Annotated in this window: 13 protein-coding genes; all 13 read left to right on the top strand. The window is 38.3% G+C overall.

The features are described 5' to 3' along the window. The first annotated feature begins 7 nt into the window (after positions 1-7). The 13 genes from M948_RS41095 to M948_RS41045 all read left to right on the top strand — a co-directional run bounded on the left by M948_RS41095 (position 8) and on the right by M948_RS41045 (position 12,969). Positions 8-652, top strand: coding sequence for an ABC transporter permease (locus M948_RS41095; protein ID WP_021292465.1), 645 nt, complete (start codon positions 8-10; stop codon positions 650-652). Positions 653-677: 25 nt separating this feature from the next. Continuing rightward, the gene (locus M948_RS41090; protein WP_031335834.1) at positions 678-1,601 is read left to right on the top strand and encodes an osmoprotectant ABC transporter substrate-binding protein; all 924 of its coding nucleotides are present in this window, start codon (positions 678-680) and stop codon (positions 1,599-1,601) included. A gap of 1 nt (position 1,602) precedes the next feature. After that, on the top strand, positions 1,603-2,253 hold the full coding sequence (locus M948_RS41085) for an ABC transporter permease (RefSeq protein WP_021292463.1): 651 nt from the start codon (positions 1,603-1,605) through the stop codon (positions 2,251-2,253). 33 nt (positions 2,254-2,286) lie between these two features. Then, complete coding sequence (locus tag M948_RS41080; protein WP_021292462.1) at positions 2,287-3,954, top strand: CocE/NonD family hydrolase; 1,668 nt, start codon at positions 2,287-2,289, stop codon at positions 3,952-3,954. A 153-nt stretch (positions 3,955-4,107) separates the two neighbouring features. Further along, positions 4,108-4,644 (top strand): GbsR/MarR family transcriptional regulator, encoded by a 537-nt coding sequence (locus tag M948_RS41075; RefSeq protein WP_021292461.1) that lies wholly within the window; start codon positions 4,108-4,110, stop codon positions 4,642-4,644. Positions 4,645-5,112: 468 nt separating this feature from the next. Further along, positions 5,113-5,253 (top strand): hypothetical protein, encoded by a 141-nt coding sequence (locus tag M948_RS43355; protein ID WP_021292460.1) that lies wholly within the window; start codon positions 5,113-5,115, stop codon positions 5,251-5,253. Positions 5,254-5,530: 277 nt separating this feature from the next. Then, positions 5,531-5,680 (top strand): hypothetical protein, encoded by a 150-nt coding sequence (locus tag M948_RS43515; RefSeq protein ID WP_021292459.1) that lies wholly within the window; start codon positions 5,531-5,533, stop codon positions 5,678-5,680. After that, positions 5,677-7,275, top strand: coding sequence for a sodium/proline symporter (locus M948_RS41070; RefSeq protein WP_021292458.1), 1,599 nt, complete (start codon positions 5,677-5,679; stop codon positions 7,273-7,275). The genes M948_RS43515 and M948_RS41070 overlap by 4 nt, the downstream gene beginning before the upstream one ends. 3 nt (positions 7,276-7,278) lie before the next feature. Then, positions 7,279-7,767, top strand: a complete 489-nt coding sequence (locus M948_RS41065; RefSeq protein ID WP_021292457.1) for a hypothetical protein — start codon at positions 7,279-7,281, stop codon at positions 7,765-7,767. Positions 7,768-7,972: 205 nt separating this feature from the next. Further along, the gene (locus M948_RS41060; RefSeq protein ID WP_021292456.1) at positions 7,973-8,758 is read left to right on the top strand and encodes a carbon-nitrogen family hydrolase; all 786 of its coding nucleotides are present in this window, start codon (positions 7,973-7,975) and stop codon (positions 8,756-8,758) included. 159 nt (positions 8,759-8,917) lie between these two features. Beyond that, positions 8,918-9,763 (top strand): pantoate--beta-alanine ligase, encoded by an 846-nt coding sequence (panC, locus tag M948_RS41055; protein ID WP_021292455.1) that lies wholly within the window; start codon positions 8,918-8,920, stop codon positions 9,761-9,763. 613 nt (positions 9,764-10,376) lie between these two features. After that, positions 10,377-11,051 carry a uracil-DNA glycosylase gene (locus M948_RS41050; RefSeq protein ID WP_021292454.1) on the top strand — a complete coding sequence of 225 codons (675 nt, stop codon included), beginning with the start codon at positions 10,377-10,379 and terminating at the stop codon, positions 11,049-11,051. Positions 11,052-11,343: 292 nt separating this feature from the next. Continuing rightward, positions 11,344-12,969: an amidohydrolase gene (locus tag M948_RS41045; RefSeq protein WP_021292453.1), complete on the top strand. Its 1,626-nt coding sequence runs from the start codon at positions 11,344-11,346 to the stop codon at positions 12,967-12,969. The last annotated feature ends 4 nt before the right edge of the window (positions 12,970-12,973 follow it).

Below are 12,973 nucleotides of genomic sequence, written 5' to 3'. Positions count from 1 at the left end.
AGTGAAAATGATGGATTTTCTTGCAGAATACGGTAATGAACTGCTTGTTAAAACATGGGAGCATTTATATATATCACTTGCAGCGATTATTCTTGGCGTTTTAGTCGCTGTACCGCTTGGAATTGTCCTATCGAGGAAACCGAATTTTGCCGATCGTTTCATCTCATTTATTGGTATTTTACAAACCATTCCAAGTCTAGCAATTCTAGCATTCTTCATTCCGATTATGGGGGTTGGAAAGGTTCCGGCGATTTTCGCACTATTCTTCTATTCCTTGCTGCCGATTTTACGAAATACATATATTGGTGTGCGAGATGTGGATCCAGGTGTGAAAGAAGCAGGTAAAGGAATGGGAATGAGCAATTGGCAATCGATTGTGAAGATGGAGCTTCCTTTGTCTCTGCCGGTAATTATGGCAGGTATTCGCCTATCGACTGTTTATCTTGTTGGTTGGGCAACACTTGCAGCTTTTATCGGCGGTGGAGGACTTGGTGATTTTATTTTTGATGGATTGAACTTATATCAGCCATCACTAATTATTGCTGGTACGATACCGGCTACGATACTTGCTGTAATTGCAGATCGCTCACTTGCATTTTTAGAAAATCGGTTAACACCCGATGGATTAAAGGATTCTTATAAAACGGCATAAACTTGGAGGTGTAAATGTGAAAACAATGATTTATAAAGGCAGCATATTCCTTCTACTATTTGTGTTCCTTTCAGGCTGTTCTTTGCCTGGGCTGGCAAGTACAACTAATGAAACAATTAAAATTGGTTCATTAGGTACATCGGAATCCCATATCCTGGCGGAAATGCTGTCAATCATGATTGAGAGAGAAACGGATGCAGATACGGATTTAGTGACGCATCTTGGTTCATCTATTGTTCAGCATCAAGGCATGACGAGAGGGGACCTAGATATTACCAGTACACGTTATACAGGAACGGATTTATCCGGAGCTCTTGGCATGGATCCAATCACGGACCCAGATAAAGCGTTACAAATAGTGAAACGTGAATTCCAAGATCGTTTTAACCAAACTTGGGCTGCTCCATATGGATTTGAAAACAGTTATTCTGTGGCTGTGACCGAGGAATTTGCTAAAGAAAATAATATTGAAACGATATCTGATTTGGAACCGTATGCGAATGATTTACGTTTCGGTGTTGATAACGCTTGGATTAATCGTAAAGGGGACGGATATGACGGATTTAAACAATCCTATTTTTCCTTTGGAGAGGTTTTCCCAATGAATATAGGACTCGTGTATCAAGCGGCGGCTAGTGGCTACATGGATGTTGTTCTAGCATACTCTTCCGATGGACGGATTAAAGAATTTAATTTAAAGGTGCTTGAAGATGATCGACAATTCTTCCCACCTTATGACGCGTCCCCAGTAATTGCAGATGAGGTACTAGAGAAGTATCCGGAAATTCGAGAAATTACGGAACGGCTAAATAATCAAATTTCTACAGAAACGATGCAAGAGCTAAATTATCAAGCGGATGTGGAATTAATTAATCCTCGGAAAGTAGCCAAACAGTTTCTTGAAGAACATAATTATTTTGAGCAGTCAGTAGCAGAGGAGGGTGAGTGAATTGGAAACATTGGAACAATTTATCCATTATGTTAGTCAGAATAGTGGTTATATCTGGGTGCAGTTTTACAGGCATTTTCTGATGGCCGCCTATGGTGTATTATTTGCTGCAATCATTTCGATTCCTCTTGGTATACTAATTGCAAAATACGGGAAATTAAGCAGTTGGGTACTGGCATTTGGGAGTATTATCCAAACAATACCAGCATTGGGAGCAATGGCAGTTATTATGATTGTAATGGGACTTGGTACAAACACCGTAATTGTAACCCTGATGCTTTATTCCATTCTGCCAATTACGCAAAATACATATGTTGGTATGAAAGAGGTAAATAAAGATGTGGTTGAAGCTGGGTATGCTTCTGGAATGACTCGATTTCAACTGCTTCGCATGGTAGAACTACCACTTGCTGTTAGTGTTATTATGGCAGGGCTTCGTACTGCATTAGTTATTGGTATTGGGATTGCAGCAATCGGGGCGTTTGTTGGTGCTGGTGGCCTAGGGGCAATTATCCTTACTGGAACAAATGCCACGGATGGTACACCAATTATTCTTGCTGGAGCCATTCCAACAGCGTTAATGGCGATTATTGCTGATCTGATTATGGGATGGATTGAACGGAAACTGCAGCCCGTCAAATCTTCTAAGTAAGATTTGCTGAATCGTTCAACGAGGAGGAAAATGATGAAGGCTCATAACATGGAGATAGATAAAAATATGCCCTGTGAATTATCTGATGGTACGGTTTTACAATCCGATGTTTACCGTCCCGCCGAAGCAGGAGAATACCCGGTGCTTATGTTGAGGCTTCCATATAACAAGGAAGCGCGACGCTATTATGATGAATACCTAGAAGTCCCAAGAATGGTAGAGGCAGGTTATGTGGTCATCCTTCAAGACGTGCGCGGAAGATATGCCTCTGGTGGAGAATTCTATCCATTTGTACATGAAGGAAAAGATGGATTTGAGGCAGTAGAATGGGCGGCCCGTCTTCCATTTTCCAATGGAAAAGTCGGATTATTTGGCATGTCTTATCACGGATATACACAACTTGCTGCTGCAGTGGAACAACCGCCATCGTTAAAAGCCATTGCTCCTGTTATGACAATGGCTGATCCTTGGGGGGATATTCTTGGTACTGGCTCTGCGCCTCATGCGATTGGTAAGTTTGAAACATGGGTGTTAGGTTCCATCGTTGAAGACCAATTAAAACGAAGGAATCTACTAGATAAAGTACAGCTAAATAACTATTTGGAGCATCTAACCGAATATATGCATGAAGCGCCCGCCAATCAGTGGTCACCAATGAAGAATCTTGATCCAGGCTCATTTTTCTTCGATATCATGCAAGGGAGGTTGGACAATCAATTAGTCGAACGTTTGCAATTGAAGGAGCAGTTATCTCATGTAGATATACCAGCTCTTTTTATGGGAGGATGGTTTGACGCATTGCTTTCCCCAACCTTACAAGCCTATGAAGCGTATCAAGGGGATAAAATGTTGTGGATTGGACCTTGGACGCATGAACAAATGACTGGTCAAGCCGGTACAGAATTCTTTGCTGGCGCAGCAAAGAATATAGGTGCTGATCAAATTGCAGACCCTACTGAAGTACATATACAATGGTTTGACAAATGGTTAAAAGATAAGCCATTGTCTATTCAAAAACCAGTACAGTTATACTTGATGGGTCAGCAAAGATGGGTAGCATACGATGAATTCCCTAACGTTGAACAACAAAAATTTTTTCTGGAAAGCAGGGGAAAATCGCAAACAAATGCAGGTGATGGAGAGCTAGTTTCCAAACCTTCGAGTAAGGTGACAGAAAGTTCACTTACACTTGATCCATACCATCCTGTTCCGACCAGTGGAGGAGGATCATTGATAGCAGGCGTGGAATCCGGTATATTTGATATAAGTAACCTTCATGAGCGTGATGATGTCCTTGTTTATACAACAAAACCGATAAGTAGCGACATACAATTATTAGGTACGCTCAAAGCAGAAATCTGGTGTTCTTCTCCAACGAGTTTATGTGATATTTCATTGCGAATATCTGATGTAGATCCAAGTGGTCGAGCATGGGTGCTTATGTATTCATTTCATCGTGAAAAGGTGGTGGATAACCATCCATTTTGTTTATTAGCAGATATTGGAACAACTGCATATAAATTGTCGAAGGGCCATCGATTACGCCTTGATATTGCAGCAAGTAACGCACCGTTGTATGATATTAATTTGAATAATGGTAAGACAACGAAAACCCATACCGAGGGTTATGTAGCGAATGAGACGATTTATCATGGAGGAAAAATGTCATCGAAGATTATTGTTCCATGTACAACGATATAATCAAATCTAAAGGAATCATGTAATGGTTAAAGCTCTTATTCTGTTATTCCTTTCCTTTGGCAATTATATAAACAATATGCTGCTTTCGTCATTTTGGTTTTTAGCTACAATGTGGTAAAGTTCAAAGAACATGCCAATAAGGAGATTTATTTAATGAATAATAGAGAACAAATTGAAAATGTTAAGACACAATTTATTGAAAAGATAACGGATAATATGAATGCCTTCGGGGTATCAACAAGTGTTGGGCGCGTACTTGGTATCATTTATATGAATAGAGAACCGATGACTTTAGATGAATTATCTGCTGAGACGGGCATGAGCAAAACCAGAATGAGTCAGGTAGTTAGAGAAATGATTGATATGAACATTGCTGAGCGTGTTTTTAAGAAAGGTGTCCGCAAAGATTTATATCAAGTAGAAGAAGACTATTATCAGACATTCATTTCTCTATTTATATTTACATGGCAAAAAGCGATCAATCGCAGCCGGAATTTCGAACAACGATTAATTCAAAAATTAGATACACTACAGCTGGAATCAGATGTAGCAGAAGAAGATGAACAAGCAATTAATGAACTTCTTCATGAAATTAGAGAGTGGATGGATTACTATGATTGGATCCAACGAGTTACGGAATTCTTTGCAAGTGGTGAAATATTCGAGCATGTACCAAAGAAAAAAACATAAACTAGTTAAAGCGATGTTTTCGTATAAAAGTGATTGCTTTTGCGAAGTCACCGTTTTTTTGCAGGTATCCTTTCAAGAGTAAGTACTTATGTATATAACGGGAACGTGTTAGAAAAAATTTATTCAGCTAACTTCATACGGTATCATTTGGCAAATTGGAAACCGATTGATAGTGGATATATCTAAAATTCATCCTATATGGTAAAAAGGAAGTTTCATAAATTATGGATTGAACCACAAGAACCAGACCATAGGTATATAAAATAAAAGGCCCTCCTAATCAAGGAGGGCAGTGAGCTGAAGTAAAGTGTTATAGTGATACAGTTTTATGTTACGTAAAATTCAACTTTCTGTGTATAATAAATGCCTAATTTTAAAGCACTTATATCCTAATTCCAATATAAATAAACCGTTTATTTACAATGGTGCCGGGAATACCTCTCATATAACAAAAGAGAGGTGGTGATTATGAGACAATATCATGAATCATTTTATTTTAAACGGGATATTGCTTACTTACAAGATCTGCTGCAGCGGTGTGATATTGAACCGGTGAAAAAGCAGATCCAGAACGAAATGAAATTTATTTATTCTGTATTGAGAAAATAACATGAAGAGACGAAGGCTTATTCCTTTAATCATCCGAACGATTTCACTCAAATCCATTCGGATGATTTTTTTAACATAAAACAGGTTCTTAGGCAGGACAGTCTAATTTAGCCGGCTTTCCTTTATAACAGACGCTTGCGCCTTCTGTTCTACAAACTGTTAACGCAGGTGAAGTTATTTTTAACATTTTGTAAATCATTTATTTTTCTTTTCTACTATACAATTTAACAATGCAAGAAAATTTATAAAAGGACAAGTTAGAATAAGGAGGAAGTTTATGTTTGGCTTACCTGTAGAAACAGCATTGCTTATGCTTCCTTGGCCGCTGATTTGGATAGCACTAGGGATATTCATGTTTATTAAATTCGGCCGTGAAGAAAAACATGAAGCTCAAAGAAATGTGGAAAAAGGGGATGATGCTAAATGAATTTGGATATAATTATCTTCTTTATTTACTTACTATCGATGCTCGGAATTGGCTTATACTTTACGAGAAGAGCTTCGACATCGCCAGATCATTACTTATTAGGAGATAGAAAACTAGGAGCTCCCGTTACTGCAATCAGTATGCAAAGTACATCGATGAGCGGGTTTATGTTTATGGGCGGTCCTGCTCAAGCGTTTCAGGAGGGTTGGCATGCTTTATGGTATGCCATTGGAGATGCAGGTGGTTCGATTGTAAATATTTCTGTGCTAGGAAAACGAATGAGGCGTCTGTCGCAACTTTTGGGTTCGCTATCACCAATTGAATATTTAGAGAATCGGTTTGAAAGTGTAGCTATTCGTGTTGTTGGAGCAGTAATTGCTATTGTGTTTCTATTTTCCTATGCGTTCGCTCAATTTATTGCAGCAGGTAAGGCCTTAGAGGCAATGTCTGGTTTTTCTTATGAATGGGCACTTATTATTGGAGTAGGTATCATTATTACTTATACCGTAGCAGGAGGATACCTTGCTGTAGCGGTTAGTGGTTTTATTCAAGGAGTTATTATGTTTATCGGGGTTACAGCAATAGGGATTATGGTTCTTCCGGAAGTTGGTGGTCTTACAGGATTGAATGAATCCCTTCGATCGATTGATCCCAGTTATCTCAGTATTTGGGGTAAAGATCTTATTTATTATGGACAGTGGGGAGTTATTATTGGAGCAGTATTAATTTATGCGATTGGGTATATGGGGCTGCCTCATGTTGTCGTGCGACATATGTCAATGGAAAAACCAAATACTGCAAAGCAAGCTGTATTATGGTCTGCTGGATTTAATCAGTTATTTACATTTACTCCATATATTTTAGGTCTATCAGCAATTGTGATTATGCCTACCATTTCAGATCCAGAAATGGTTATTCCAGAACTTGTTTATACGTTTTTTCCAGGGGTTCTATCAGCTATTTTATTATCAGCCATTATGGCTGCTATTATGTCTACCTGTGATTCTTTATTAATGCAAGCGGGTACAACCCTATCACGTGATGTATATCATCGGTTTATAAATAAGCGTGCTAGTCAAAAACAGGTGTTATTGGTTTCGAGATTATGTATTTTAATTGGCGGAGTAATTGGAATTATTGTAGCTACGTATCAACCTCCTACTGTTTTTACACTTGTTGTCTTTGCGTTTGGTGTATTAGGGAATACTTTTCTGGTTCCATATATTGCGTCTGTTTATTCACGTAAAGCGAACAAGGTAGGTGTATTATGTGCAATGATAGGAGGATCGGTAACAAATATATTTTGGGAATTGTTTTCTTTACAGGGTATTACTGGTGTTCATCCCTTTTTAGCTGGCTTGATCCTATCAGTAATGGCTATGTTATTAGGGAATTTATTTGGGAAGACTCCGCCTTCTTCTCCAGTACTTGAAGCTTTTGAATTGGCGAAATTAAATCGAGATATTCCTAAAAATTTGGAAAAAGGAATACACGAAGGGCTAGCGACAGAGGCTCAGAATATTACGAAGTTCATAAGAAATAAGGAAAAAGTCACTAATATAGCTCTTCCTGCCAATGCAAAAATGGAGAGGTAGACTATGGACAATACAATGTTGGCTCAAGCAGTACGATTTACAGAAAAGGAAATTGAAACCAGCCTATATCAATTAGATTCAAATAACCAGTTCTTAGTGAATCGGCTTGTATACTATCCCTATTACTATTTTAATTATACAGTACAAGCGAAACGTTTGTTCTTACCAGTAAAGGAGGAAGTGGGTTGTACAATTGACGGAATTAGTGGGAAGGGTTCTTTAATTGATTGTAAGCCAAAGCTTACTCATGTTGAACTACCGTATCATGTTCAGCTCCCGTTGAAACAATCGCTGGAAGACTGCCAAACGAAATCGGAATCATTTATTTACCATGCCATTGCTTTAAAAATGAGAATGTTAAGCCTTTCAGAATTAAAGCTGAAACAGAATCAGTTTTTTTACAGACCATACTGGATTGTTAATAGCAAAGACAGAAAGGCTGCAGACTTTATCGTTGATGCAATATCTGGTCAATATCACCCATTGTCATAAGGGGCTTTGAAATATAAATGGCGTATTATTGTTGAACTCCATTTATATTTTTTATGGCGGGTAATTAGTAGTCTGCTTTAAAAATTTTAAATATATTAACGTATACTATATTATGGATATATAAATAGGAAAAAATAGAATGTAAGTTGATGCTGATAAATGTGAAGATACGAAAGATTACTTCGAAAGAAAAAGGAGGGAGTAGATGAAATACTGTATTTACCAAATGGAGATTGTGTTTGGAAACCCAAAGGAAAATAGAAAGAAAGTTGCTGGTTGGATAAAACAAACAGTAAATGAGGAAAAACCAGATACAATTGTTTTACCAGAAATGTGGACAACCGCTTATGCATTCGATGATCTTGAAAATCTAGCAGATGATAATGGGGAACCAACAATTGCTTTTCTACAAGATATGGCTTCAACTTACCATATCAATATCGTTGGCGGATCATTTGCTAATCAAAAGGATAATGAAATCTATAATTCCAGTGTAGTCATTGATCGTAATGGGGATGTCATCCATCAATATGATAAGTTGCATTTAGTTCCTATGTTAGATGAACACTTATATTTAACGGGGGGAAAAAACAAGGCAACCGTTTTTCATTTAGATGGTGTGAAAATGGGCATTATTATTTGTTATGATTTACGTTTCCCAGAATTATTGAGAAAGCTTGCATTAGAAGGTGCCCAAGTTGTGCATATTGTTGCAGAATGGCCAGCGGCGAGACGCGATCACTGGGAAATACTGCAACAGGCTCGCGCGATTGAGAACCAGATGTATATTATCTCTAGTAATGTGGTAGGTAACTATAATCATGTAGATTTTGCAGGTACATCAATGGTGATCGATCCTTGGGGAGAAGTGATCATTAAGGGGAGTCGTACAAAGGAAGAAATTATTCGTGCAACATTGAAGTTAGATAAAGTTGTCGATATTCGCAAAGAAGTACCAGTTTTTTCTAGTAGAGTGCCAGATTATTACTAAATAGTTCTACATGGAAACCAAATGAACTCAAGAGCATAAGATGCGTTCGTCTGACCCCAGCTTCTCTGATTAAACGAGGCTGGGTTTTTCGTGTTCTCTATAGGCAAAGGAAAATGGTATACTAGAAAGGTATTTGGGATAGAGGAGGTGGAAGGGATAATGAAAATTATTCGTTCTATTGCGGAAATGCAAAAAGAGACGCTGATGCACAAAGAAAATAAACGGTCGATTGGTTTTGCTCCTACGATGGGGTATTTTCATAAAGGGCATCTTCAATTAATAGAAGAGGCAAAAAAAGAAAATGACATTGTCGCAGTTAGTATCTTTGTAAATCCTTTGCAATTCGGTGAAAATGAAGACTTTGGCCGGTATCCACGAGATGAGAAACGAGATATTCAATTAGCCGAATCATATGGAGTAGATCTCCTTTTTATACCGACTGTTGAGGAAATGTATCCAACGAAACCACAATTAAACATGGTCATGGTGGATCGTGTTGATGTATTATGTGGCAAGTCGAGACCTGGCCATTTTGATGGGGTAGTTACTGTACTAGCAAAGTTATTTCATATCGTTCAGCCAAATCGGGCTTATTTTGGTTTAAAGGATGCCCAACAAATAGCTGTGGTAGATGTGTTAATCCAGCAATATAATTTTCCAATTGAATTAATACGAGTACCTACTGCGAGAGAAGACAATGGACTAGCAATGAGCAGTAGGAATGTATACTTAACAGAACAAGAAAGAGCAGAAGCACCAGCAATAATTCACGCTTTACAAGAAGCTAAATCTTTAATGGAAAACGAGGAGCGTCATCCAGCTGTTATTGTAGAAAAAGTTCGCGCTTTATTGCAACAGCATACTTCTGCAAAGATCGATTATGTGGAGTTATTAAGCTACCCAGAATTAAAAACCATAGAGCAAATCAACCAGCAAGTGATTGTGGCAGTAGCTGTACAATTTGAAAAGGCGCGATTAATAGATAATATTATTTATCATCCGTAATAAAAGGGACTGCAGCTAAACAAATTTCGATTTAAACCGAAATATCCCGGGGGAAATTCAGTTTCTTGCCTATTTGTATAACGATGTAACGCTATGGAAGCAGTGGAAATCGTTGAGGTTGCTACAGGAACAGCATGTGTCCGAAGGTCTACTCGGATAAGCGCTTTCTGCTTATCCGAGTTGTTTGAGAATGCTTTAAAAATCGCATAGATTCAGCTTCCTTTTTTGCAAAAAGGCAGGAGAAGCTCAACTAATTGAAAGTGAATCTATAGATAGATGGGTTTAAATAGTCAATGATTATGTAGTGGACTAATGATAGGTCCATTGTTAATAAGCATTTGTGAGACCCCTCACCGAGGTGGATTTCGTCCAATGATCCAATGGTGACCTCTGCATGTAATTCCAGCCTTGTATGATTCAGCAATTTTCTTACTCATTAACCAACCTCCTCTCTCTTATAAGAAAACCTGTAACTATTTATAGTTTAAATGGTACTGTGAGCACGCACTTTTTGTGCGTTGGTTACGTACAGGTTACTTTTAAGGTGTATCGGTAAATAACGAATCGATGATAGAATAAAGACCAAAACATGATGCAACAAGGAAGGGTTGAAATGGCAAAACAAATACTAGCAAATGATTGGGAGCCTGTGTTATATGAGGAATTTGGGAAACCGTATTACCTACAGCTAAGAGAATTTTTGAAACAGGAGTATGCATCGAAAACCGTATACCCAGATATGAATCATATATTTAATGCTTTACATTACACTTCATTTGAAAATGTAAAGGTAGTCATTTTAGGGCAAGATCCTTACCATGGTCCGAATCAGGCACATGGATTAAGCTTCTCTGTTCAAAAAGGCGTAGCATTACCGCCATCATTGAAGAATATTTTTAAAGAAATGGAAAATGATACAGGGAATCCAGTCCCCAATCACGGTTCATTAATCTCATGGGCGAAGCAAGGAGTACTATTGTTAAATAATGTATTAACTGTGCGAAGGGGAGAGGCTCATTCTCATCAAGGTATGGGCTGGGAGCAATTCACCGATCAAGTAATAAAATCGTTAAATAGGAAACAAAGCCCTGTTGTTTATATTTTATGGGGGGCAGCAGCGAAGAAAAAGCGATCCTTAATTGATACTTCAAAACATTATATCATCCAATCTGCACATCCAAGCCCGCTCTCTGCCTATCGTGGGTTTTTTGGGAGCAAACCGTTTTCTAAAACGAATGAGATTCTAAAGCAGAATGGACAAGAAGAGATTAATTGGCGATTGGATTAATCCATATCATAAGGCTGTCGAAGAACGTGCGAACGTCTCTCGACAGCTTTATTTTTATGTCTTGTTAAGCGAACAATTATTGACTAAAAATTCTAATTATGCTAAATTTAAATATAAATTAAATTTTCTAATATTAATTAAGAAGCTGCTAAATCTAAATGACTCTACGAGAAAGTAGAGCAATACTTAGGTTTAAACCAGTAATATGAACAGGTACTGATGGTTCTTTCTGCCTGCTTGTATTACTGGTTTCTTAGTTTTAACGACCGATATTCACAAGGAGGGTTATAACATGCAAGCAGATCTAATTATTATTAATGGAAACGTCATAACAATGGATGAAAAAAAACCAAGGGCAGAGGCAGTAGCCGTGAAAGATGGTTTGATTACCTATGTTGGTAAGACAAAAGATGCGTTAAGCTGGAAGAGTAAAGAAACGGAGATAAGAGACGTTTCAGGAAAAACCGTGATGCCGGGTTTTATCGAAAGTCATATGCATCCGACTCATTATGGATTAAATTTATTAGAGATAGATTGTAGACCAGAATCTGCACCGACAATTCATGCTATTTTACAAAAAATAAAGGAATTGGCTGCACGAATCCCTAAAGGTGAATGGATTCGTGGGTGGGGGTGGGATGATAGCAAACTGAAGGAAGGGAGAATTCCAACTCGTTGGGAACTGGATCAAGCTGCTCCTAACCATCCTGTTGTGCTAAAACGAACATGTAACCATATGGTAGTCGTTAATTCATTGGCATTGGCTATAAGTGATATAACAAAGGAAACAAACCAACCTGTAGGTGGACATATAGAACGTGACGATGAAACTGCTGAACCTACCGGACTGCTGCAAGAAAAGGCGCAAGGAATGGTGGCTGCTCCTGAGTATGACTTGGAAGAAATGGAGAAGGGGATGAAGCTTGCTCAGCAAGATTTTGTAAAATGGGGGATTACTACCGTTCATGATATGGCGACACAAAACTTAGAATTAGCTCTTTATCAGCAAATGTTATCGAAGAAACAATTAAAGGTAAGAGTCCGCCCATGGATTTGGGCGATCGACCAAAATGGTTGGAAAGGTTTATTAGAGGAAGTAGTGGCGCTTGGTATACGGAGTGGTTTTGGAAATAACATGCTTCGGATACAGGGGGTGAAATACATGCTAGATGGTAGTGTTGGCGGGCGAACAGCAGCTGTTGCACAACCATATGAAAAGGATGAAAAATTAGGCATCCTCTATAATGACGTGGATGAAATAGCTCCCCTATTTAAACAATCATTAGAGGCAGGGTTACGAGTTGCGGTTCATGGAATAGGTGAACGTGCAATAGAGGTAGCTTTAAAGGCATTTGAAATAGCAGCTAAACATTTACCAATTCAAAGAATGCGTAATCGTATTGAACATTGCGCGCTTCCGACAGAGAACCAGTTAGAGCGTATGAAACAGCTTGAATTAATTGCTGCTTCCTCTATTGGTTTTCTTTATCATATTGGGGATAGTTATTTGACTAACTTAGGGAAAGAACGGATGAATCGAGTCTATCCACATCGTTTATTCAGGGACTATGGAATTATTGCTCCTGGGAACTCGGATCTTCCTGTAACTGGAGGGAATCCTTTTACTGGCATATATGCGGCTATTACTAGAAAATCAATAACTGGTCAGGTTTTGGATGAAATACAAAATATATCTTTAGATGAAGCATTAAGAGCTTATACGACAGATGCAGCATACAGTTCATGGGAGGAAGATCTGATTGGTGCGTTACAACCATCCGCACATGCAGATATGATTATACTTTCACATGACCCATATGAAATATCACCAGAACAATTATTAAATATTGAGGTAGAGCAGACATTTATCGGTGGACAAGCTGTTTTCAGTAAGGAATCAGAAACCGTGAAGGGATGATATA

Source organism: Virgibacillus sp. CM-4 (genome assembly GCF_000445495.1).
In the GTDB taxonomy this organism is placed as follows: Bacteria; Bacillota; Bacilli; order Bacillales; family Amphibacillaceae; genus Virgibacillus; species Virgibacillus salexigens.
The sequence above is the reverse complement of the archived record's forward strand: the minus strand, read 5'-3'. Positions and strand labels throughout refer to the sequence as shown.